This window comes from Achromobacter pulmonis (assembly GCF_021733725.1).
Taxonomy (GTDB): domain Bacteria; phylum Pseudomonadota; class Gammaproteobacteria; order Burkholderiales; family Burkholderiaceae_B; genus Achromobacter; species Achromobacter pulmonis.
Window position 1 is genome coordinate 3207969 of record NZ_JAIFOT010000001.1, and the last position, 23566, is coordinate 3231534.

20 protein-coding genes and 2 pseudogenes are annotated in these 23566 nt (G+C 64.6%); 14 read left to right on the plus strand and 8 right to left on the minus strand.

All coding sequences use genetic code 11. The features are described 5' to 3' along the window. Position 1 precedes the first annotated feature (1 nt). From trbE to K2W61_RS14855, 8 genes are read left to right on the plus strand one after another with little or no spacing between them, the layout of a single operon-like run. The gene (gene trbE / locus K2W61_RS14820; RefSeq protein WP_236755909.1) at positions 2-2461 is read left to right on the plus strand and encodes a conjugal transfer protein TrbE; all 2460 of its coding nucleotides are present in this window, start codon (positions 2-4) and stop codon (positions 2459-2461) included. Next, a complete protein-coding gene (trbJ, locus tag K2W61_RS14825; RefSeq protein ID WP_236755910.1) occupies positions 2458-3183 on the plus strand; it encodes a P-type conjugative transfer protein TrbJ in 726 nt (241 codons plus the stop codon). Before trbE ends, trbJ begins: the two co-directional genes overlap by 4 nt. Positions 3184-3195: 12 nt before the next feature. Further along, positions 3196-3513 (plus strand): hypothetical protein, encoded by a 318-nt coding sequence (locus K2W61_RS14830; protein ID WP_236755911.1) that lies wholly within the window; start codon positions 3196-3198, stop codon positions 3511-3513. Then, entirely contained in the window at positions 3510-4892 is a 1383-nt protein-coding gene (gene trbL / locus K2W61_RS14835; protein WP_236755913.1) for a P-type conjugative transfer protein TrbL, read from the plus strand. Before K2W61_RS14830 ends, trbL begins: the two co-directional genes overlap by 4 nt. 12 nt (positions 4893-4904) lie before the next feature. Next, positions 4905-5609 carry a conjugal transfer protein TrbF gene (trbF, locus tag K2W61_RS14840; RefSeq protein ID WP_100451058.1) on the plus strand — a complete coding sequence of 235 codons (705 nt, stop codon included), beginning with the start codon at positions 4905-4907 and terminating at the stop codon, positions 5607-5609. Beyond that, entirely contained in the window at positions 5606-6598 is a 993-nt protein-coding gene (gene trbG, locus K2W61_RS14845; protein WP_236755915.1) for a P-type conjugative transfer protein TrbG, read from the plus strand. Before trbF ends, trbG begins: the two co-directional genes overlap by 4 nt. Positions 6599-6600: 2 nt before the next feature. Next, positions 6601-7887: a TraB/TrbI/VirB10 family type IV secretion system protein gene (locus tag K2W61_RS14850; protein WP_236755916.1), complete on the plus strand. Its 1287-nt coding sequence runs from the start codon at positions 6601-6603 to the stop codon at positions 7885-7887. After that, positions 7884-8129, plus strand: coding sequence for a DUF2274 domain-containing protein (locus K2W61_RS14855; protein ID WP_236755917.1), 246 nt, complete (start codon positions 7884-7886; stop codon positions 8127-8129). Before K2W61_RS14850 ends, K2W61_RS14855 begins: the two co-directional genes overlap by 4 nt. A 532-nt stretch (positions 8130-8661) precedes the next feature. Here the strand turns inward: K2W61_RS14855 and K2W61_RS14860 are convergent. The 7 genes and pseudogenes from K2W61_RS14860 to K2W61_RS14890 all read right to left on the minus strand — a co-directional run bounded on the left by K2W61_RS14860 (position 8662) and on the right by K2W61_RS14890 (position 16315). Further along, positions 8662-9945 (minus strand): annotated as a pseudogene (locus K2W61_RS14860) (IS256 family transposase). Positions 9946-10345: 400 nt separating this feature from the next. Then, a complete protein-coding gene (locus K2W61_RS14865) occupies positions 10346-11275 on the minus strand; it encodes an electron transfer flavoprotein subunit alpha/FixB family protein (protein WP_236755919.1) in 930 nt (309 codons plus the stop codon). A 2-nt stretch (positions 11276-11277) separates the two neighbouring features. Continuing rightward, positions 11278-12027 (minus strand): electron transfer flavoprotein subunit beta/FixA family protein, encoded by a 750-nt coding sequence (locus K2W61_RS14870; protein ID WP_236755920.1) that lies wholly within the window; start codon positions 12025-12027, stop codon positions 11278-11280. A 25-nt stretch (positions 12028-12052) separates the two neighbouring features. Next, positions 12053-12502: a MarR family winged helix-turn-helix transcriptional regulator gene (locus tag K2W61_RS14875; RefSeq protein WP_236755921.1), complete on the minus strand. Its 450-nt coding sequence runs from the start codon at positions 12500-12502 to the stop codon at positions 12053-12055. Between the two features lie 67 nt (positions 12503-12569). After that, on the minus strand, positions 12570-13379 hold the full coding sequence (locus K2W61_RS14880) for an enoyl-CoA hydratase/isomerase family protein (protein WP_236755922.1): 810 nt from the start codon (positions 13377-13379) through the stop codon (positions 12570-12572). A 96-nt stretch (positions 13380-13475) separates the two neighbouring features. Further along, positions 13476-15494 carry an NADPH-dependent 2,4-dienoyl-CoA reductase gene (locus K2W61_RS14885; RefSeq protein WP_236755923.1) on the minus strand — a complete coding sequence of 673 codons (2019 nt, stop codon included), beginning with the start codon at positions 15492-15494 and terminating at the stop codon, positions 13476-13478. Positions 15495-15543: 49 nt separating this feature from the next. Next, positions 15544-16315, minus strand: a pseudogene (locus K2W61_RS14890) (enoyl-CoA hydratase/isomerase family protein). Between the two features lie 199 nt (positions 16316-16514). On the opposite strand from K2W61_RS14890, the gene K2W61_RS14895 reads away from it, so the two are divergent. The 6 genes from K2W61_RS14895 (at position 16515) to K2W61_RS14920 (ending at position 22463) form a co-directional block, all read left to right on the plus strand. Next, positions 16515-17489 (plus strand): Bug family tripartite tricarboxylate transporter substrate binding protein, encoded by a 975-nt coding sequence (locus K2W61_RS14895; protein WP_236755924.1) that lies wholly within the window; start codon positions 16515-16517, stop codon positions 17487-17489. 200 nt (positions 17490-17689) lie between these two features. Then, positions 17690-18952: a CaiB/BaiF CoA transferase family protein gene (locus K2W61_RS14900; RefSeq protein ID WP_236756990.1), complete on the plus strand. Its 1263-nt coding sequence runs from the start codon at positions 17690-17692 to the stop codon at positions 18950-18952. Then, on the plus strand, positions 18928-20082 hold the full coding sequence (locus K2W61_RS14905) for an acyl-CoA dehydrogenase family protein (protein WP_236755926.1): 1155 nt from the start codon (positions 18928-18930) through the stop codon (positions 20080-20082). Before K2W61_RS14900 ends, K2W61_RS14905 begins: the two co-directional genes overlap by 25 nt. 22 nt (positions 20083-20104) lie before the next feature. After that, positions 20105-20584 carry a MaoC family dehydratase gene (locus K2W61_RS14910; protein ID WP_236755928.1) on the plus strand — a complete coding sequence of 160 codons (480 nt, stop codon included), beginning with the start codon at positions 20105-20107 and terminating at the stop codon, positions 20582-20584. A 14-nt stretch (positions 20585-20598) separates the two neighbouring features. Further along, the gene (locus tag K2W61_RS14915) at positions 20599-21366 is read left to right on the plus strand and encodes a glucose 1-dehydrogenase (RefSeq protein WP_236755930.1); all 768 of its coding nucleotides are present in this window, start codon (positions 20599-20601) and stop codon (positions 21364-21366) included. Positions 21367-21428: 62 nt separating this feature from the next. After that, positions 21429-22463 carry a Bug family tripartite tricarboxylate transporter substrate binding protein gene (locus K2W61_RS14920; protein WP_236755932.1) on the plus strand — a complete coding sequence of 345 codons (1035 nt, stop codon included), beginning with the start codon at positions 21429-21431 and terminating at the stop codon, positions 22461-22463. A gap of 64 nt (positions 22464-22527) precedes the next feature. On the opposite strand, the gene K2W61_RS14925 is transcribed toward K2W61_RS14920, so the two are convergent. Next, a complete protein-coding gene (locus K2W61_RS14925) occupies positions 22528-23544 on the minus strand; it encodes a YhdH/YhfP family quinone oxidoreductase (RefSeq protein WP_236755933.1) in 1017 nt (338 codons plus the stop codon). Between the last annotated feature and the right edge of the window lie 22 nt (positions 23545-23566).

Consider the following 23566-nt stretch of genomic DNA (forward strand, 5'->3'; position numbering starts at 1 on the left):
GATGCTGAACCTCGCCGAATATCGCCAGCGCCCGGCCTTGCTTGCCGACTGGCTGCCCTGGGCCGGGCTGGTCGCACCGGGCGTCGTCTTGAACAAGGATGGCAGTTTCCAGCGCACGGCCCGGTTTCGCGGGCCTGACCTCGACAGCGCGACGCAAGGCGAGCTGATCGCCACGTCGGCGCGGTTGAACAACGCGCTGCGCCGCATGGGATCGGGCTGGGCGCTGTTCATCGAGGCCGAGCGCCGTCCCGCTGCCGACTATCCGCACTCGGAGTTTCCAGAGCCGCTGTCGTGGCTGGTGGACGAGGAACGCCGCGCCACCTTCGAGGACTCGGGCAATCACTTCGAGAGTGGCTATCACCTGACGCTGGTGTACCTGCCGCCCGAGGAATCGCGCGCCCGCGCGGCGGGGATGCTGTACGAGAACCGGCCCACCGATGGCGTGGACTGGCGCGAGCGCCTGACGGCCTTCGTGGCGGAAACGGATCGCGTGTTCGACCTGCTCGATGGCGTGATGCCGGAAATCGCCTGGCTCGATGACAGCCAGACGCTGACCTACCTGCACGCCACCATCTCGACGCGGCGCTACCGCGTCGGCGTGCCCGAAATGCCGTTCCATATCGACGCGCTGCTGACCGATTCCGCACTGGTCGGTGGCCTGGCGCCCATGCTGGGCGACCAGCACCTTCGGGTGGTGTCGGTACGGGGCTTTCCGACCTCGACCTGGCCGGGGATTCTGGACGACCTCAACCGCCTTGGTTTTGCCTACCGCTGGAGTACGCGCTTTCTCTGCCTGGACAAAGCCGAGGCGGAAAAAGAACTTTCCCGCCTCCGTCGCCAGTGGTTCGCCAAGCGTAAGAACGTCGTCGCGCTGCTGCGCGAGACGATCTTCCAGCAGGAAAGCCCGCTGGTGGATACGGATGCCAACAACAAGGCGGCCGACGCCGATGCCGCCTTGCAGGAGCTTGGCAGCGATCAGGTGTCCTTTGGCTACCTGACGGCCACCGTCACTGTCATGGATGCGGATGCCGCCGTGGCTGACGAGAAGTTGCGTATGGTGGAGCGCGTCATCCAAGGCCGGGGCTTCGTCACCATCCCCGAAACGCTCAACGCCGTGGATGCGTGGCTGTCGTCCATTCCCGGCAACGCCTATGCAAATGTCCGGCAGCCCATCGTCTCGACGCTGAACCTGGCGCACATGATGCCGCTGTCGGCGGTATGGGCTGGCCCAGAGAAGAACGAACACCTCGACGGCCCGCCTGCCATCGTCACCCGCACCGATGGCGCGACGCCGTTCCGCTTTGTCACGCACATCGGCGACGTGGGGCACATGGCCGTGGTCGGCCCCACCGGCATGGGCAAATCCGCATTTCTGGCCGTGTTGGCGATGCAGTTTCGCCGCTATCCGCGTTCGCGCATCTTCGCATTCGACATGGGGCGCTCGATGCGCGCCACGATCCTGGGCTTGGGAGGTGAGCACTACGACCTGGGCGTCGATGGCGGTATCGCGTTCCAACCGCTCGCGCGCATCGACCGCGACGGCTACCGCACCTGGGCGGCTGAATGGATCGAGGGCCGGCTGCTGCACGAAGGCGTGGCGATTGGCCCCGACGAGAAGGCGGCCATCTGGTCGGCAATCGGCAGCCTTGCCGGTGCGCCGATGGAGCAGCGCACGATGACCGGGCTTTCCGTGCTGCTGCAATCGAACGCGCTGCGCCAAGCGCTCGCGCCCTACGTGCTCGGTGGTGCCCACGGCAAGCTGCTGGACGCCGATCACGACCGGCTGGGTACGGCGGACGTGCAGTGTTTCGAGATGGAGGAACTGATGGGCAGCCCTGCCGCCGTTCGGTCGGTGCTGGGCTATCTGTTCGCGCGCTTCGATGAGCGTTTCGACGGCGCACCGACCCTGCTGATTCTCGATGAGTCCTGGCTGTTCTTGGACGACCCGATGTTCGCCGCGCGCATCCGTCAGTGGCTCAAGACGCTGCGCAAGAAGAACGTCAGCGTCATCTTCGCCACGCAGAGCCTGGCGGACATCCAGAACTCCAGCATCGCGTCCGCGATCATCGAGAGTTGCGCCATCCGCATCTTCCTACCGAATCCGCAGGCGACCGAGCCGCAGATTCGCACGGTCTATCAGGGCTTCGGCCTCAACAGCCGGCAGATCGAAATCGTCGCCACCGCGCAGCCCAAGCGCGACTACTACTACCAATCCCGTCTCGGCAACCGCCTGTTCGACCTCGACCTGGGGCCGGCGGCGCTGGCCTTCGCGGGCGCGTCCACGCCGCAAGACCAGCGCGACATAGACCGCCTGCTGCTGGACGCCGGCGCACCCGGCTTCGCGGGCGCTTGGCTGCGCCATCGCGGCCTCGATTGGGCGGCCGACCTGCTGCCCTCATTCCCCGGCCTGGTGCCGGGTTCCCTCCGTACCACCGACCACCCACAGGAGAGCCTGTCATGAAGAAGCGCCTTATCGCCGCCGCCGTCGCGGCCATGCTTTGCACCGCCACCGCTCATGCGCAATGGGTCGTGGTCGATCCCACGAACCTCGTGCAGAACACGCTGACCGCGATCCGCACGCTGGAGCAGATCAACAACCAGATCCAGCAGCTCCAGAACGAAGCACAGATGTTGATGAACCAGGCGCGCAACCTCGCCAGCCTGCCGTCCAGCGTGGTGAACCAGTTGCGCGCCAATCTGGCTACGACCGAGAGGCTGATCGCTCAGGCCAGGGGTTTGGCCTACGACGTGACGAATCTGGATCGGGAGTTCGCGCGCCTGTACCCGGAGCAGTACGCCGCCACCGTCAGCGGCGACCAGATGTACCGCGACGCGCAGGAGCGTTGGAGGAACACGCTCCACGGCTTGCAGACCACCATGCAGATGCAGGCCCAGGTGTCGCAGAACCTGGGCGAAGACGAAAGCGTGCTGGCCGACCTCGTGGGCAAGAGCCAGTCGGCCGAAGGCGCGCTGCAAGCGATGCAGGCCATGAACCAGTTGCTGGCCTTGCAGGCCAAGCAGTCGATCCAGGCGCAGCGGCTCCAGATCACGCAGGATCGCGCGGCCTCGCTGGAGCTGGCGCGGCAGGCGGCGGCCACGGAGCGCGCCCGCGAGGTGCGGCGGCGCTTCCTGGGCGACGGCACGCCGTACACGCCGCAGCGCGTGGATTTCTACGGCAACTGACGGGAGGCCGCCATGCGATGCGTCCTCGCCCTGTGTGCCGCGCTGCTGACCGCTTGCAGCGAGCAGCCGGCCGACAACCTTGCCGATGCCCTGGCCGCCGATCCCGTGCGGCTCAAGGCATTGCGCGCGCAATGCGCAGCCGACCGGCAGGCCACGGGCGAGGACGCTTGCCGCGCCGCCGCCGAAGCCTTCCGGCGGCGCTTCTTCTCCGGCCAGGCCGGGCCGGATGAATACCAGACGCTGGCCGATCTGCCGCCCATCCCGCCGAGTTTCGATGAACCGGCCGATGGCGAATCGCCGGCCTCATCCGATCAAGAGGACGCGCCATGAATGACGTGACCATCATCGACCGCTTCCTCAACATCTTCTCCACCTACATCGACTCGGGTTTCGGGCTGTTGCAGGGCGAAGTGGCCTTCCTGACCGCCACGCTGATCGTCATCGACATGACCATCGCCGGGCTGTATTGGGCGATGAGCCACGCCACCGGCCAGGGCGAGGACGTGATCGCCAAGCTGCTGCGCAAGGTGCTCTACGTCGGTGCCTTCGCTTACATCATCGGCAACTTCAACTGGCTGGCTGGCATCGTGTTCCGCTCCTTCGCCGGCCTGGGCCTGACGGCCACCGGCTCGGCCATCACGTTGGAGAACTTCTTGCAGCCGGGCCGGCTGGCGAAAACCGGCATCGACGCAGGAGCGCCGATTCTGGAGCAAGTCGGCGAGATGGCTGGTTTCCCCGAGGTGTTCGTCAATCTCGACGCCATCGCGGTGATGTTCCTCGCCTGGCTGGTTGTGGTCTTGTGCTTCTTCGTGTTGGCGATCCAGCTTTTCATCACGCTGATCGAGTTCAAGCTGACCACGCTAGCCGGGTTCGTGCTGGTGCCGTTCGCGTTGTGGAACAAGACCAGCTTCCTCGCCGAGAAGGTGCTGGGCAACGTGGTGTCGGCTGGCATCAAGGTACTGGTGCTGGCCGTGATCGTCGGCATTGGCTCGGGCCTGTTCGCCGAGTTCCAAGTGCATCCCGACGAGCCTTCCATCGACCACGCGCTGGTCATCATGCTGGCCTCGCTCACCTTGCTGGCGCTGGGGATCTTCGGCCCCGGCATCGCCACGGGCCTGGTGTCCGGTGCGCCACAGCTCGGCGCCGGCGCGATGGCGGGTGCCGCTGTCGGCGCAGCCGGCACGGCCGTTGCCGTCGGCGCTGCCGCGACGGGCGTAGGTGGCGCCGTCATGGCCGGTGCGCGCATGGCACCTGCCGCCGCCAGGCTCGCCGGCAGCGGTGCGCGTGCTGCCGCCTCGACGGCCAGTAGCGCACGCTCGGCGTTCCAGGCCGGTTCCGCCGCCGCAGGCGGTGGCGCGAAGGGTGCGATGGCTGGCCTGGGCAACGTCGCCAAGACCGGCGCGCAGTCCGCCGGACGTGCGGCTGCATCCCGTGCTTCCGCTGCCGGACAGCGCATGGCCGCGCCGTTCCGCGCTGGTTGGAACGGTCAGGCGGCCGACGCAGGCGCGGCCGGGACAGCCGGAGCATCCAGCCAGGCCGCCGCTGGCGAGGTCGCTTCCGGCGCAGCCAATGCACAACCCGCTTGGGCCAAGCGGCTGCATCGCCGCCAGCAACTCACCCATGCCGCGACCACCACCGCCCACGCGCTGCGCGGTGGCGATGGCGGCGGCTCCGGCCAGGGGCCGAGCCTGCGCGATTCCGATTCATAAGGAGAACTGACCATGCGATTCAAGAAACCGCAGGTGCGCTATGCCGACACGCCGCAGCCTGCCACGCCGTACCAAGCTGCCGGCCAGGTGTGGGACGACCGTATCGGCACGCCGCGCGTGCAGGCAAAGAACTGGCGGCTGATGGCCTTCGGTTGCCTGACGCTCGCACTGTTGATGGCGGGTGGCTTGGTGTGGCGCTCGGCGCAGTCCATCGTGACGCCCTACGTGGTGGAGGTGGACAACGCGGGCCAGGTGCGCGCCGTGGGCGAAGCCGCCACGCCGTACCGGCCCAACGATGCACAGACGGCGCACCACATCGCGCGCTTCGTGACGCTGGTGCGCTCGCTGTCCATCGACCCCATCGTCGTCCGCCAGAACTGGCTGGACGCCTACGACTACACGACCGACAAGGGCGCGGCCGTGCTCAACGACTACGCGCGCGTGAACGACCCGTTCGCGCGCATCGGCAAGGAGTCGGTGACGGTGCAGATCACCAGCGTCGTGCGCGCCAGCGACACGTCTTTCAACGTGCGCTGGACGGAACGCCGCTACGTCAACGGCGCCGCGGCCGGACTGGAGCGGTGGACGGCCGTGGTGTCCATCGTGCTCCAGCCGCCACGCACCGAAGAACGCCTGCGCAAGAACCCACTGGGCATCTACGTCAACGGCCTGTCGTGGAGCCGCGAACTGGATTCTTCCGAAGGAGCCAAGCCATGAATGATCTTTTCCGTAAATCCGCTTTGCCGGTGATCTTGCTTGCGTTGGCGGGCTGCGCCACGCAGGGCAAACCGCCGCCCGTGATCTCGCTTGATGAACCAGTGCAGGCCCAGCCGCTGCCCGAGCTGCCTGCGCCGGTGGAGGTGGTGGCCGTGCCCGAGGTACTGCCGATGCCGGCGCAGTTGAAGCCATTGCCCGAAGCCGAGGACGCCAAGCCCGCGCCGGAGCCGGCCGACGAGAAGGTGCGCGTCTCGCGCGCCAATGCCGAGGCCCGCGTCGCGCCCACGCGCGAGGGCTATGTCAACGCGATTCAGGTGTGGCCCTTCACCGATGGCGCGCTCTACCAAGTCTATGCGGCCGTGGGCCGCGTGACCGTGATTGCCTTGCAACCGGGCGAGGAGCTGGTGACGGTCGCCGCCGGCGATACCGTGCGCTGGATCGTGGGCGACACGTCCAGCGGCAACGGCGCCGACCTGCGCGTGAACGTGCTGGTCAAGCCGATCCGCTCGGGCCTCAAGACCAATCTCGTCATCACCACCAGCCGCAGGACGTACCTGCTGGAGCTGGCTTCGACGGAAAAGACGTGGATGGCGTCGGTGTCCTGGGAGTACCCGCGCGACCGGATGCTGGCTTTGCAGCGTCAGGCGCAGGCGGCCAGCGCCGCCGCGCCGGTGGACTCCGGCTTGTCGCTGGAAAACCTGCGCTTCCGCTACGCGGTCAGCGGTAGCAACCCGCCGTGGAAGCCGCTGCGCGCGTTCGACGACGGGCAGAAGGTCTATATCCAGTTCCCCGCCGGCATCGCGCAAGGCGAGCTGCCGCCGCTGTTCGTGATCGGGCCGGAAGGCGACGGGCAACTGGTCAACTACCGCTTCCGCTCGCCGTACTACATCGTGGATCGGCTGTTCGGCGCCGCCGAACTGCGCCTGGGCGGAGACAAGGGCGACGTGGTGCGAATTGAGCGCACGGACGGCGTTGCGCGGAGGAACTGACCATGAGCCAGGACGACACCCCCGACCTCGCCACGCCGCAGGCGGGCAAGGTTGCGCCGGAGGCGGTGGCGCTGCGCGCCCAGCCGCGCCCGGTCACGCGCCTGAACCGGCGCACGCTGGCCATCCTCGTCGGCGGCCTATCGGTTGCCGTGCTCGGCGCCACGATCTGGTCATTGCAGCCGCAGCGGCGCGGGGCCAACGAGCAGACCGAGCTTTACAACGTCGATCGCGTGTCGAAATCCGAAGGGCTGGACGCGCTGCCGACGGACTACTCGAAGCTGCCGCCGGCCTTACCCCCCGCTGCGCCCGAACTGGGGCCGCCGCTGCCCGGCGACCTTGGCCCGGCCATCGTGAATTCGCAGCAGCCTGCCGTAGCCGCCTACGCGGCCCCCGGCCATGACCCGGCCGATGCCTTGCGCAAGGAGGCGGAAGCCGCAGCGGCTTCGTCGGTGTTCTTCCGTGCGGGCGGTCAAGGACAAGCCGCACCCGCGCTGGCGCAGGCAGCGCCGGGTGTGGCTGGCGGTGCAAGCCCACTCGCGGCCTTCGACCCGCTCGCTGCCGGGCCGGCCTCGACGGCGACCCAGCCCTCCGACCCGACCGCCGTGCAAAACCGGCAAGACCAGAAGGAGGCGTTCCTGAAAGCCGGCTCTACGGAAACCCGCAATTCCGGCAATCTGGCGCTGCCGGCATCGCCGTATCAGGTAATGGCCGGGACGGTGATCGCGGGCGCGCTGGTGACGGGCATCAAGTCCGACCTTCCGGGCGACGTGATCGCCACGGTCACGGAGCCGATCTATGACACGGCCACGGGCAAATTCCTGCTGATCCCGCAGGGATCGCGCATCTTGGGCAAATACAACAGCCAGGTCAGCTACGGGCAGAGCCGTGTGCAGGTGGTGTGGAACCGGGTCATCCTGCCCGACACGTCCTCGCTGACGCTCGACAACCTCGTGGGCACCGACCCGGCCGGCTACGCCGGCCTGGAAGACGACGTGGACTGGCACTGGAAGCGCATCGTCGCGGGCGCGGTGCTGACGACGCTGCTGGGCGTGGGCGCCGAGCTGGCCGCGCCGGAGAACCGCCAGGATGGCAACCGCATCGTCATCGCCGGGCGCGACAGCGCCCAGGACAGCATCAATCAGGTCGGCCAAGAGATCACCCGGCGCAACATGAACATCCAGCCGACATTGACCGAGCGGCCGGGCCTGCCGGTGCGGATCATCGTCAACCGGGATCTGGTGCTGCGGCCGTATCAGCCGCTGTTCTTCAACCGGGGAGCTTCGCAATGAGCACGACCAAGAAGCTGCGGCTCGGGCCGCTGCCCAAGACCGAGAACGTCAAGCTGACCTTTGCCTGCCCGGCCAGCCTGAAAGCCGACCTCGACCGCTACGCCGCGCTGCACGCGCAGACCTACGGCGAGGCGGTTGATGCCATGACGCTGATCCCACACATGCTCGAGGCGTTCATGGCGGGGGATCGGGGATTCAGGAAGGACACGGCGACCCGGAGCGCGCCATCGAAGCCGACATGATGGCGTCGCATACCAACGGCATCCATCGAACGCGCAGCCCCAGGCTGCGCGTTCTTCATTCTGGATGCCGCTATGCCTCTTGGGCTATGATGACGCGACAGGCCCGCCGTTCCTCGGCAATCCAGCACGACACAGTGCGATGCGGCTTTCTCCCCCGACGCTCTTATGTGGCTCCTAGCCGACGAAGCCGTGGTTCTGCAAAGCGGCCCCGAAAAGAGCTAACCTACTGTCCCATATATGATTTCAAGCCTTACGTGCTTTGCACGCAAGACTTGACACCGGCACTTTTTTGTGACGCGGGTGGGCTATGACTGTCGAAATTCATCCAACTTGGGATTTACGTCATCGAGTTGGGGAATCGGGAATTTCTGATATGCAATCAGCGGCGCAGCTTCCGGCCGGGTTTCACCTCTGAAGGTCCAATTTCCTGTGTCAAGTTCTGGGTGATGCGGGGTTCTCGCCCGAATGGAGCCGTTGCCCGCGGGACTGTCAGAAATTTTGTGTTCTAGGCGTTGTTCTGACGTTGCATCATTTACTCGCTGGCCCACTGGGCGTTGGTACGGATGCGGGTAAATCGCTCCTCGTAGAGGATGGCGAACTGGTGCATCGCGTCGGTCCAATGGTGTGTGGCCGTGCCCCATTTGACGGTAATGTTTCGCAGCGCCAATCAGAGCAGCTTAATCGCCGCGTCGTCGGTGGGGAAGTGGCCGCGCGTTTTGATGATCTTGCGTAGCTGCGCATTCACGCTCTCTATCGCGTTCGTCGTGTAGATCACACGTCGGATCGCGGGTGGAAACACGGAGAAGGGGATGACCTGTTCCCAGGCTTCTTTCCAGGCCTTCACGATCATTGGGTACTTCAAGCCCCAAGCGCCTTTGGCAAACTCATCAAGGGCCTGCTGCGCGGCCTGGGCGTTAACAGCAGCGTAGATCGGGCGCAGCGCCGTGGCGATCGCGCGGCGATCCTTCCAGCCGGCGTAGGCCAGGCTATTGCGGATCAGATGCACGATGCACGTTTGTAGCGTGGTGGCTGGGAACACGACCTCTAGCGCTTGGGGCATCCCTTTCAGGCCATCGGTCACTGCGATCAGGATGTCCTGCACCCCTCGGGTCTTGAGGTCGTTGAACACCCGCATCCAGAACTTCGCGCCCTCGGTGGTCTCGACCCACAGGCCGAGAATCTCGCGTGTACCATCGGGCAGCACACCCAAGGCCAGATAAACCGCCTTGTTCTGCACCAAGCCTTCGTCGCGGATCTTGACCCGCAACGCGTCGAAGAACACCACGGGGAACATGGGTTCCAGAGGGCGGTTTTGCCACGCCTGTACTTCATCCATGACCTCATCGGTCACCGAGCTGATGAACTCCGGCGACACGTCAGTGCCATATTGCTCATCCAGGAACGCTCGGATCTCGCGCACGCTCATGCCACCGGCGTACGTCGCGATGATCTTGTCATCAAAACCGGTAAACCGGCGTGCGTGCTTGGGAATCAGGATTGGGGCAAAACTGCCATCCCGATCCCGCGGGATATCCAGCTTGAGCGGGCCGTCGTCGGTCAGCACGGTCTTGCTGCTCTTGCCGTTGCGCAGGTTGGTGGTGTCTTCCGGGCGCTCGCCGCCTGCGGGATAGCCCAGGTGTCAGCCCAGTTCAGCGCCCAGAGCACGCTCGATCAGCGCCTTCTTCAGCAACATGAACGTGTCCTGAACTGCCTCGGCTGTCATCGGCCCCGTTACAAGTTCATCGAGCAACTGCTCGGCACTGGCCGGCAGCGCAGACGTGCTGGACTGCCTCGTGGACTTCGGATTGCGTGCCATGGTCGGTCTCCTTGAAAAACCATCATAGGCCTGCACACAAAAATCCTGACAGTCCCTTCTTGAACCCGACGTGAGTTCGCCCACGCCTGATTTTCGACAGTTGTATGCAGGGATGATTACACTGAGAGCTGCGTCACCAACCGCACCATGTCAAATGCAGGCCCAGTGCACGGCTTAGGAGATTTTCCAGCCAGTACCAAGGTGGAACGTAGCAATACCGTTTTGTAGTGGTGAGGCACTTCGCATATTTCGCCGCGAGCGGAGAGGATAGTCAGGATGTTTTGAGAAATCGGAAGTTTGGAATATTTACATTAGAGGATGTTTAGTCCTCGCGTCGAAAAATAAAAAAAGCCCGCCAGCGCCATGCTGGCGGGCCTTCGATACTGCTGCGCGTTGCGGCTTACAGGGCGCCGGTCAGTTCGGGCACGACCTGGAACAGATCGCCCACCAGGCCATAATCGGCCACGCCGAAGATCGGCGCTTCCGGATCCTTGTTGATGGCCACGATGATCTTCGAATCCTTCATGCCGGCCAGATGCTGAATAGCCCCCGAGATACCAACCGCGACGTACAGTTGCGGGGCGACGATCTTGCCGGTCTGACCGACTTGCCAGTCGTTAGGCGCATAGCCGGCGTCGACCGCGGCGCGCGAGGCGCCGAGCGCCGCGCCCAGCTTGTCGGCCAGCGGATCCAGGATCTTGAAGTTCTCGGCGCTGCCCAGGCCGCGGCCGCCGGAGACGACGACGCGCGCGCCGGCCAGTTCCGGACGGTCGCGCTTGGCGACTTCACGGCCCACGAAAGTGGACAGGCCCGAATCGGCCACGGCGGCGACTTCTTCCACCGGACCCGAACCGCCCTGCGCGGCCACGGCGTCAAAGCCGGTGGTGCGCACGGTGATGACCTTGACGGCGTCGGCCGACTGCACGGTGGCAATGGCGTTGCCGGCGTAGATCGGGCGCTGGAAGGTGTCGGCCGATTCCACGCCGATGATGTCGGAGATCTGCGCCACGTCCAGCTTGGCGGCCACGCGCGGGGCCACGTTCTTGCCCGAGGCGGTCGCGGGGAACAGGATGTGGCTGTAGCCCGAAGCCACGGCCAGCACCTGGGCGGCGACGTTCTCGGCCAGGCCGTCGGCCAGTTGCGGCGCGTCGGCCAGCAGGACCTTGGCGACGCCCGCGGCGGCGGCGGCCTGGTCGGCCACGGCGTGCGCGTTGGCGCCGGCGACCAGCACGTGCACGTCGCCTCCGATCTTGGCGGCGGCGGCGACGGCGTTCAGGGTTGCGCCCTTGAGCTGGGCGTTATCGTGTTCGGCAATAACCAGCGTCGTCATGTTCAGACCACCTTCGCTTCGTTCTTGAGTTTGTCCACCAGGGCCGCGACATCGGCCACCTTGATGCCGGCCTTGCGGGCGGGCGGCTCGCTGACCTTCAGCGTCTTCAGGCGCGGCGCGGCGTCCACACCCAGCTCTTCAGGCGTGACGGTGTCCAGCTGCTTCTTCTTGGCCTTCATGATGTTGGGCAGCGTGACGTAGCGCGGCTCGTTCAGGCGCAGGTCGGTGGTGACGATGGCGGGCAGCTTCAACGTCAGCGTTTCCAGGCCGCCGTCGACTTCGCGCGTGACCGTGACCTTGCCGTCAGCCAGCTCGACCTTGCTGGCGAACGTGGCTTGCGGCCAGTCCAGCAGCGCGGCCAGCATCTGGCCGGTCTGGTTGGCGTCGTCGTCGATGGCTTGTTTGCCCAGGATCACCAACTGCGGCTGTTCCTTGTCGACCAGCGCCTTCAGCAGCTTGGCCACGGCCAGCGGCTGCAGTTCGGTATCGGTCTGCACCAGCACGCCGCGGTCGGCGCCGATGGCCATGGCCGTGCGCAGCGTTTCCTGGCATTGCGCAACGCCGCAAGAAATCGCCACGACTTCAGCCACGGCGCCCTTTTCCTTCATGCGGGTCGCTTCCTCGACGGCGATTTCGTCAAAGGGGTTCATGGACATCTTCACATTGGCGATATCCACGCCGGCTTGATCAGACTTGACGCGCACCTTGACGTTGTAGTCAACGACGCGTTTGACAGGTACCAGTATTTTCATGGGTTTCCTATGCGATGGGCAGGCATCAAAGCTCTACTTCGGCGATATCGTGTTGCAGTCGATTAAGGAAATGTAGAAAGGTCACGCTATCGTCGAAATGGAAGCTCTTCATTGCTTGCCGGTAGAATTCGTAGATGTTGGGCTGTATCTCGTCCCAGAAGCGCTGGCCGGCCGGCAGCAGAATGACGACGCGCGCGCGCCGGTCATTCTTGTCGGGAACACGGTGCACATGGCCTTCGCGTTCCAGGCGCTTGAGCACGCCGTCCAGGCTTTGCCGGCTGACGACGAGATAGTCAGCCAGTTCGCCGAAGGTCATGCCATCTTCCGCCAGCGGCCGCGTTAGCGCGCCCAGCACTGCCCACTGCACCGTGCTGATGCCGAGTTCATTGCTGGCTTGGCGCTGCAGGGAGTTGCCCAGCTGGAACAGACGGAAGAACAACCGATTGTGGATCTCGGCGCCTGATTTGTTTGCCACGATGTTGTCGCCCTTGCAACAGATTAATGGAAGCGAGATTACCTCATGGCCTTATCGGACACGCTGCTTAGAAGGGAGTTTCGACCGGGAACCGGGCCGGCCGCTTTTGCAGGAAGGCGTCCATGCCCTCCTTGCCTTCCGGGCTGGCCATGCCGATGAACTCCATCGCCAGCGAGGCGTCGAAGATCGGACCAGCCTGCCGCAGCCAGTTGTTCAGTGCGTGCTTGGTCCAGCGGATGGCGCCGGGCGCGCCATCGGCCAGTCGGGACGCGAGCTCGACGGCTTTGGCTTCGACCTCCGAGTCGTCCAGCGCAAGAGAGATTAGATTCATGCGTTCGGCATCCTCGCCCGTGAAGCTGTCCGCAGTGAGCAGATAGTATTTTGCCTTGGCCATGCCGCACAGCAGTGGCCAGATAATGGTGGCGTGGTCGCCGGCGGCCACGCCGATTTTCATGTGTCCGTCGGAGAAGCGGGCGTCCTTGGATGCGATGGAAATGTCGGCGAGAACCACGCATGCGAGGCCGGCCCCGACGGCCCAGCCGCGCGCTGCGCTCACGATGGGCTTGGAGCAGTTGATCATGCCGTAGACGATGTCGCGCGCTTCCTTCATCGTCTGCATGCGGGTGTCGTAGTCGTCGGCGCCATGGCGCTCGTGATTGAGATCGCCACCGGCGGAGAAGCTCCGGCCTTCTCCGGTCAGCAGAATAGCCGAGACCGTGGGGTCGGCGTCCACGTCCCGCCAGATCTGGGAAACTTCGCGATGCATGGTGGCGTCCATGGCGCCCATCTTGAGCGGCGAGGCCAGGGTGATACGCAGCACGCGGGGGTGCGGCCGGTCGAACTTGAGCCGGGTGTAGAAGGCATAGCGGTCGTTCATGGTCAGTGATTCCTGTGATGAGGAGATAGGAAGCCGCGGCGATAGCCGGCGGCGGAGTCGTGGCGGGAGTGGCTCCCGCGTACAGCGAGATCTCGGTTAGAAGGTATGTGCCAGTCGCAGCGCTTCCCCGATGGCGCGCGCGGCATCGAGTTCCGCCGCGAGCCGTGCGCCTCCTATGGTTTCCACGCGCAAGCCGGAGCCAGCCAGGGACCGGCTCAGTTCGTCCTGCGCCATCTGGCCCGCGCATATGATGACGTCGTCCACCGGAAGCACTTCCGTGACGCCATCGCAGGAGGAGGTCAGGCCCGCGTCGTCGATGCGGTGATAGGCGGCGCCGGAAATCATCCGAACGCCGGCGCGCTTCAGGCGGGTCTTGAGAATCCAGCCGATGCTTTTTCCTAGGCGCGCGCCCGGCTTTTCCGGACTGCGCTGCAGTATGTGGATGACGCGCCGCGGGGTGTGCGGCGGAATGTCTTTCAAGCCGCCAGGGTTGCGTAAGGACGCGTCGATGCCCCAGCGCTGCCGGAATTGTTCAGGCGACACCGATTCCTCCGCGTCGCCCAGGAGGAATTCTGCGGTGTCGAAGGCAATGCCGCCGGCGCCGATGAGGGCCACACGAGCGCCGACGCGGCGGCGCCCCGACAGGACTTCATCGTAGAAGGCGACTTTCGGATGGTCGATGCCGTCTATGTCGGGGCGGCGCGGGGTCACGCCGGTGGCCACGACGACGGCGTCGTAGCCTCCCGCCCGCAGTTCCGAGGTAGTGGCGCGGCGGCCCAACGTGACAGTCACGCCAAGTTCCGTGATCCTCGCTTGGAAGTACCGCAGCGTTTCGTTGAATTCGCTCTTTCCCGGTATGCGGCGGGCCAGGTTCAGCAAGCCGCCCAGGTCCGGTCCCGCCTCGTACAACGCGACCTCGTGACCACGTTCGGCCGCGTAGACGGCGAAGGCCATGCCGGCGGCGCCGCCGCCTGCCACCGCGATGCGGCAGGGTGTTGCGGCCCGGCCTGTCGGGTAGTCCAGTTCGCGCCCGGCGCGGGGATTAACCAGGCACGATGCCGCGCGTTCGGTGAAGATATGGTCCAGGCAAGCCTGGTTGCAGGCGATACAGCTATTGATGAGATCGGCACGGCCCCTGCGCGTCTTGGCGGCGAATTCGGGGTCGGCAAGCATAGGCCTTGCCATTGACACGAAGTCGGCGCTGCCGCCAGCCAGCAGGCGCTCGGCGACTTCGGGCGTGCTGATGCGGTTGGAGGCGATGACGGGAATGGAAACCGCGCGCTTGATGTTGCGGACGGCGAACTCCCACGCGGCGCGCGGGACGGACGCCGCAATCGTGGGAATGGTCGACTCGTGCCAGCCGACGCCCGTATTGAGCATGTCGACGCCGGCTTGCTGCAGGCGCTGCGCGAACCGCGCCGCCTCGTCGCCCGTAAGCCCGTCTTGCACCAGGTCTATGGCCGAGATCCGGTAAATGAGCAGGAAGCGGCAGCCGAGGGCGGCGCGCACCGCCGCTACCGTCTCAATGGGAAAGCGGATGCGGTTCTCGAAACTGCCGCCATAGGCGTCGCCGCGGAGGTTGGCGCATGGGCTCGTGAACTCGTTGAGCAAATAGCCTTCGGAACCCATGATCTCCACGCCGTCGTAGCCTGCTTCCTGGGCGAGTCGGGCGGTATGGGCTATCGCCTGCACGGTCTGGGCAATGCCTTGCGCCGTCAACGGGCGAGGCGCATGGCGATTGATTGAGGCGCGCAGTTCCGTGGGGCCGACGCACAATGGATGCCGGGCATAGCGTCCGGCATGCAGGATTTGCAGCGCGATCCTGCCGCCTTCCTCGTGCACGGCGCGCGTGACGGCCAGATGCGGCGCCAACTGTTCCGGGTGCTCCAGTACGGGCGCATCCTCCTCCATCCGGCCCGCTAGGTTTGGCGCGTATCCCCCGGTGAGGATCAGGCCGACTTCGCCGCGCGCGCGTTCACGGAAGAACTGCACCTGCCGCGTCAATGGTTGATCCAGGGTCTCGATGCGGGTGTGCATGGCGCCCATGACCATGCGGTTGCGCAACGCGACAAAGCCGAAGTCATAGGGCTTAAGCAGGCTGTGGCACGTGTGCATGATTCACCCGGATTCGTGGAGGGCTGGGGATGGACGGAGCTGACGCGTTTCAGTTGTCGGTGAACACGGCAGGCCGTTTTGCCAGGAAGGCGGCCATGCCTTCGGCCGCGTCGTGCGACTGCACGCAGAGCGCGAACATGTCGGTTTCTATGGCCAACCCGGGCGCCAGCGCGCCGTTCAGGCCACGGCGCATGGCTTCGCGGGCCATGGAAGTTGCGACCTTGCTGTGTCTGACCATGGGCTCTAGGAAGGCGCGCCCCAGGTCGGCCGGGGCGCCGCCATCCACGATGCGGTTGACCAGGCCGATAAGCAGGGCCTCCTCGGCGTCGACGGCCCTGCCAGATAGAACCAGTTTTGCCGCGCGGGCCTCGCCTATCAGGCGCGGCAGGCGTTGGGTGCCGCCATAGCCGGGCATGAGACCCAGCTTGACTTCGGGCAATGCCATCCTGGCCTTGGCGGTGGCGATGCGGAAGGTGCAGGCGAGCGCCAGTTCCAGGCCGCCGCCGAACGCAAATCCATGTATGACCAGCCACGCTGGGCAGGGCTGATTGCTGGATGCGATCGAAGAGGGCCTGAGCCTGGACCACGTTCGCGCGGTGGGTAGCTGGCACGCGGGCCTGGAGTTGCGCGATGTCGGCGCCGGCGCATAGCGCCTTGTCGCCCGCGCCGGTAAACACCATCGCGCGGCAGCCAGAAGCCTCCGCGTCGTCCACGGCCGCGCGCAGGTCGGCGAGCATCTGCGCGTTCAGCGCATTGAGGGCCTGCGGGCGGTTCAGTTCGATCACGGCCACCCGGTCGCGAAACTCCGTCACAACGGTCATGCTTGTCTCCAGTTTTGAAGTTATATCAATATCATGATTTAAATGCCGCGCGCTTGTAAAGGAAAAATTTGCCTTCTGCGCAATCGCAAACATATAATTCTGAACGTCGTTCATATAAATGAACGCACGCAGAGCGCATGGCGGCGGGCGGGGATGTGCCCGGTCCGGGTGGGGGGGGGGGCATGCAAAGGAGACATTCATGAAGCTGTTGCGCACACTGGTGACCGCGTTCGCCTGCGGTCTGATTCTTGGTTCCGGTGCGGCAGGCGCCCAGCCGGCCTTTCCCGCCAAGCCCATCCGGGTAATCGTTCCGTTCGCGCCGGGCGGCGCCACCGACCTGGTCGCACGCCTGTTGGGCGCCCAGGTGTCCCGCGAGCTGGGTGTGCCAGTGGTGGTGGAAAACCGTCCGGGAGCCAATGGCAATATTGGCGCTGAAGCCGTGGCGCAGGCCGCGCCCGACGGCTATACCGTCCTGCACAGCACATCTGCGCTGGGCTTCACGGCGGCATTCGGCCAGAAGGTTTCATATAGCCTGGACAAGAGTCTGGCCCCGGTGTCCCTGCTGATCGATCAGCCCTTGCTGGTCATGGCCAGCAATCCCCTAGGCGTGGCGAACGTGCAGGAGCTGAAGGCCTATGCGCAGAAGCACCCTGGCAAGTTGAACTACGGCTCGTCTGGCACTGGCAACCTGACGCATCTAGCCATGTTCGTGCTGCTGCAGGCGGCCGGGATCGAGGCTGCGCACATTCCCTGCAAGGGCGGCGCGGGGGCTTTCCCTGACTTCATAGCGGGGCGTCTCGATCTGTTTGCGGACCCCATCAATTCGGCCTATCCCTATGTCCGGGACGGACGGGTCAAGGTGCTGGTGGTGACCGGCAAGGGCCGCTCGCACCTGCTGCCAGACGTGCCCACCGCCTCGGAGGCGATCCTGCCCGGCTTCCAGATGGGCGCCTGGCAAGCCTTGATGGCGCCCGCGGGAACACCGCCGGAAGTCATCGCCCGCTTGAGCCAGGCCTACGTGAAGGCGTTGAGCGACCCCAAGGTGGCCGCCCAACTGACAGCGCAGGGAGCAGTGCCCAAGGCGACCTCGCCCCAGGAGTTCCGGAGCTTCCTGCAAGCCGAAATCGAACGTTGGAGAAAGGTGGTGCAGACCTCGGGCATCAAGCTGGACTAATGCCGCTCGCCCGTTGGTCGGGCTGAAGGAATGCATCTGCGGTCTTGCCATCTCAATGCCGCAATGCGCGCATATGAATCAGGATATTGATCTAAGTGGGCAAAAAAGAACCAAAATTTCGTTGTCCATCAGCATGATGAAATATAAACTAATAAACGATGTTCATAAATATGAACGATCCCAAATATAAGGCTAAGCATATGGCTGGATCTCTCTCTCACTTGCGCGTGCTGGACCTGACCCGCGTGCTGGCCGGGCCCTGGTGCACGCAGATGCTCGCCGACCTAGGGGCGGATGTCATCAAGGTGGAGCGTCCGGTGTTGGGTGACGACACCCGGCACTGGGGGCCGCCCTGGATTGAGAATGACGACGGCGAGCGTGTGGGCGACTCGGCCTACTTCACGTCCGCCAATCGCAACAAGCGCTCCGTCGCCATCGACATCTCGACCCCGCAAGGGCAGGAACTGGTGCGCGAACTTGCGCGCCAGTGCGACGTACTGGTGGAAAACTACAAGGTCGGCGACCTGGCCCGGTACGGCCTGTCGTACAAGCACTTGCGAGAAGTAAACCCGCGGCTGGTCTACTGCTCCATCACAGGCTACGGGCAGGACGGGCCGTGCGCGCACCTGCCGGGCTACGACTTCATCTTTCAGGGCGAAGGCGGGCTGATGAGCATCACCGGCGAGCGCGACGACAAGCCGGGAGGCGGACCGATGAAATCGGCCATCGCCGTCGCCGATGTGCTGACCGGCCTGAACGCCACCATCGGCATACTTTCGGCCATCGAGAGCCGGCACGCGACCAGCGTTGGCCAGCATATCGATGTCGCGCTGCTGGATACGGTCGTCAATTTCGGGGCCAACCAGATCGCCAGCTATTTCGCCAGTGGGGCGATTCCACGCCGCTGGGGTAACGAGCATCCCAATCTCGCGCCCTATCAAACCTTTCCCACGGCAGACGGACACATCATCATCGGTTGCGGCAACGACGGCCAGTTCCGCAGGCTGTGCGAGCTGATCGGCGCGACTGAAATGCTCGGCGATCCCCGCTTCGCGGACATGCCTGGCCGCAACGTCAACCGCGCAGCGCTGGTTGGCACGTTGGAAGACCTGTTCAGGACGCAGCCGTCCAAGCATTGGCTGGGCCTGCTCGCAAACTCCGAAGTTCCGAACGGCTCTATCAACAATTATGCGCAGGTGTTCGCGCACCCGCAGGTGATACATCGCGGCCTGCGCGTGGACATGCCCCATCCGGGGGGCTCGACGGTAGGCATGGTCGCCAATCCGATCCGCCTGTCCGATACGCCGGTGGAGTACCGGTATCCGCCTCCATTGCGAGGACAACACACCGCCGAGGTGCTCGCTTCGCTGCTCAATAAGTCCGACGCCGACATCGGGGCGCTGGAAGCAACACGAATCATCGAGATCAGGAACATCCCATGCATGAAAGCCAATACGCTTTGAACGACGATCAACTGCAGATACAGGATCTCATCAGACGCGTGGCGCGAGAAAAGGTCGCGCCGCGGGCCAACGAGATCGACAGCAGCGCCGAATATCCCCACGACATGTACGCCCTGCTCAAAGAATTGGGACTGTTCACGCTGCCGTTCCCCGAGCATTTTGGAGGGGCAGGCAGCATGTTGTCGGCGTGCCTGGCAATCGAGGAGTTCGGTCGCGTTTGCTACAACACGGCGTACCTGCTGCTGGTGCAGTGGGTGCCGTTCGGTGCGATCCTGCACGGCGGCACCGAGGAGCAGAAGGCGCGGCTGCTGCCCGGGCTGGCCAGCGGCGATCTGCGCGGCGCCTTTTCCACCACCGAGGCCCAAAGCGGTTCTGACGTCAGCGGCATCAAGACCCGTGCCGAGAAGGTCGACGGCGGCTTTCTGCTGAACGGCGCCAAGATCTGGTGCACCAATTCGGACATCGCAGACTTCATCCTGGTGGCGGCAAAGTACCGCGAAGAGGGCAAAGACGGCGTTAGCCTGTTCATCGTCGAGAAAGGTACGCCCGGCCTGCAGGTGGGGCGCAAGGAAGAAAAGATGGGGGCCCGCGGCGTGCCGTCCTGCCCCCTGTTTCTGGACAACGTGCTCGTGCCTGACGCGAACATGCTGGGCGGCGGGTTCAGGGCGGTCATGGAGGCCTTCAACGCCAGCCGTCCGTTGATCGGGGCACGCGGCGTCGGCCTGGCCCAGGGGGCGCTGGACCACGCAATCGAATTCGTCGCCAATCGCACAGCGTTCGGTCAGCAAGTCAGCGAATTCCAGGGCGTGCGTTGGATGCTGGCCGACATGGCGATGCAGACCGAAGCCTCGCGCCAACTGGTTTACCGCGCTGCCTCGCTGGTGGATGGCGGCGCGCCGGCGGCAGTCCTGGCTCCGGTGGCGGCGATGGCGAAATGCTTTGCGAGCGACACGGCCATGAAGGTCGCGACCGATGCCGTGCAGCTGTTCGGCGCGGCGGGAATTTCGTCGGAGTATCCGATCAACCGCTATTTCAGGGATGCCAAGGTGCTGCAGATCATCGAAGGCACCAACCAGATCCAACGCAACATCATTTCGAACAGCCTGTTGGGCCGTCCGGCCCGCAAGTAAAGGCACACACAAGGAGACCGCAATGAACCGCGAAGAAATCGAAACCGTAGGCCTGGGCATGTACTTCGAAGACTTGCCGATCGGCCGCAAGTTCAAGACGCTGGGGCGCACCATCCAGGATGCGGACGTATGCGCCTTCATCAACTGCATACACATGACCGAGGTGCTGTTCACCGACATGGAGTTCGTCAAGAACGAATCCGATATTAAGGGCCGTTTCGCGCCGGGATCGTTCGTGTATGGCATCTCGGAAGGGTTGCTGACTCAATCGACCATGCAGAAGACGGGCTACGCCTTTCTGAACATGGAACTGGACATCATAGGTCCGGCGTTCGTCGGCGACACCATCCACGTCGAGTGCGAAGTGATAGAAGCGCGTCTGTCCAACAGCCGCCCGGGGCGGGGCTTGGTGCGTACATTCAACAAAGTGGTCAAGCAGGATGGCACGGTCGTGATGACGTACACCCCCCTGCGCATGATCAAGTGCCGCAATTTAGACTAGCCAGGAGAAAAGCCATGAAAGGTTTGAAAGACAAGGTTGTGATCGTCACGGGCGGCAGCGGTGGCATCGGTGCCGCGCTGTGCGAACGATTCGCCGAGGAAGGCGCCAAGGTCGCCATCTTCGATCTGAACGTCGAAGGGGCGGGGCAGGTCGCCGAGCGCATCCGGGAACAGGGCGGCCAGGCATCCGCGTATCGCGTGGACATCACCGACTACGCCGGAATCGTCGCCGCCGTTGCTCGAGTCGAGGGCGAGCAGGGCCCGGTCGACGTGCTGGTCAACAATGCGGGTTGGGACCATGCTGCCCGGTTCCTCGATACGGATCCGGAACTGTGGGACAAGATCATCAACATCAATCTGAAAGGTCCCATCAACCTGCATCACGCAGTGCTCAAGGGCATGGTCGCCCGCGGCAAGGGGCGCGTCGTCAACATCGCGTCCGATGCCGGCCGCGTCGGCTCTTCCGGGGAATCGGTGTATTCGGCCTGCAAGGGCGGGATCATCGCGTTCACCAAGACCATGGCGCGCGAGGTCGCGCGCAAGCAGATCAACGTCAACGTAGTCTGCCCCGGTCCGACTGATACTCCGCTGTTCCGCGATTTTGCCGGCGAAGGCGAAAGCGGCGCCAAGCTGCGCAATGCGCTGGAGAAGGCCATCCCGTTCGGCAGGCTGGGCCAGCCCGCGGATGTGGTCGGCGCGGTGTGTTTCATGGCGTCGGACGACGCTGCATTCATCACCGGCCAGGTTGTCTCGGTGTCGGGTGGGTTGACCATGGCGGGCTAGATTCCGCCGGCAAAACAGGGCGCGCAGCGCCCGTGGCAGAAAGGCAGGAACAGGAGATAAACATGATTCACTGCAAGAAATTCCGCCGGATGGCCGGCTGCGGCCGGCGCGGATACGCGTGGCTGGCCGGCATCACGGGCTCGGCTGTCATGGCGATCACGTTGGGCGTGGCGGCGCCCGACGCCATGGCCCAGGAAAACTATCCTTCCAAACCCATCAAGGTCGTCCTGGGCTTTTCCGCCGGCGGGGGGACCGATGCGATCGCGCGCGCGCTGGCGAAGCACATGGCCGGCACGCTGGGTGCCAACGTGTTGATCGACAATAAGCCCGGGGCCAACGGCAACATTGCCGCCGAGGAAGTCAGCCGGGCTGCGGGCGACGGCTATACCCTGCTGTACAACACCTCATCCATTGCCTCGAGTCCCGCGCTTTACAGCAAACGGCTGTCCTATGACGTGAGCAAGGACCTCGCGCCAATCGCGCTCACGGCCAGCCTGCCCATCGTGCTGGTGGTACCGGCAAAGTCGCCGTTCAAGACGGTCGAGGAACTGGTGGCCTACGCCAAGGCGAATCCCGGCAAGCTCAACTACGCGTCGGCTGGCAACGGCAACGTGACTCATCTGGCCGCGCTGTCGTTCGAGGATGCCGTCGGCATCAAGGGCATGCACATTCCCTACAAGGGCGAGGCGCCCGCGTTGGTCGACCTGATGGCCGGCATGGTCGACTACTACTTCGCGACTTCGGCCGGCGCCATTCCCGCGGTCAAGTCGGGACGTTTAAAGGCGCTGGCGGTTGCGACGAAGGCGCCGCTGGATACCCTGCCGAATGTGCCCACGCTGGATGCAACGGTGGCAAAAGGCCTGGAGATGTCCGCATGGTCCGGGATGATGGCGCCGGCGGCAACGCCGCCGGCCATCGTCGCCAAACTCAATGGCGCAGTTGAAAAGGCCTTGGCGGACAAGGAAGTGCTGGCGTATTTCGCCAACCAGAGTGCGCAGGCCTCTTCGTCCACGCCTCAGGAGTATGGCGCGTTCCTGAAAAAGGAGATTGACGCCTTGGCCAAGGTCATCAAGAAGGCCGGCGTAACGCTGGATTGACGCCAAGCCAACTGTCGCGGGCCGCGACGAACAGGTCGTTGCGGCCCGCGGTCTCTATCGGATATCAGGCCGGAAATTCCACGATGGTCCTACCCCAGGATCGACCGTCCAGCATGCATTGAAGCTGTTGGGCCAGCCCATCGAGCGCTATGGTCTTCACCTGCTCGAGCGTGCGCCGGGGCCTGAGGTCGTCAGCGAGGCGAGGCCAAAGCTCCGCTTCCAGATCCAGGTAGTAGGTCAGATTGACGCCGATGAGGCGCACACCGCGCAGGATGAAGGGCAGCACGCTGGTGGACAATTCGTTGCCGGCAACATTGCCGAAACTGGCCACGCATCCCCGTGGCATGATGGACCGCAGCATCTGGTCCAGCGGCTTGCCTCCCAGTGCGTCCAGCCCGCCAGTCCAGCGTGCCGGTTCCAGCGGTCGGCCCTGGTCGGCCAGATCGGTGGCGCTCAGAACGGTCTGGGCTCCCAGGGCTTGCAGATAGGTCGCCTGGGCAGGCTTGGAACTGATCGCCGCGACCCGGTATTGCTGCCGCGCCAGCATTTCGATAGCCATGCTTGAGACAGCACCGGTCGCTCCGTTGACGAGGATTTCCCCCCGTTCGGGTTGGCAGCGCGCCTCCTGCAACAGATGGACGGCGAGCGCGGCCGTGTAGCCGGCGATACCGAGCGTGGCGGCATCGCGCAACGCGAACCCGTCGGGCAGTTTGATGACCCAGTCCGCGGGCACGCGCAAGTACTCCGAAAATCCCCCGTCGTGGTCCACGCCGAAGCCTCGTCCGAGCACGGCAACTTCGTCGCCTTCCCGGAACCTACGGTCACCGGATGACACGACCCATCCGGAGGCGTCACTGCCAGCGACGCGGGGGAATTTCCGGATGACGTTGCCATGCCCGGTCGTGGCCAGCGCATCTTTGTAGTTGACGCCGGCGTAGGCCGTGCGTATGACCACATCTCCCGCAGATAGATCGGCTAGTGCCAAACGCGCGAGGCCCGAGGTCATCGGGCCGTCGCGCCGGATCTGGTATGCGCGGAATGCGCCGGGTCCCGGCGCGTCGTCCTTGGGTGCTGATTGCATCGAGGTCTCCTTGCTCTTGCAG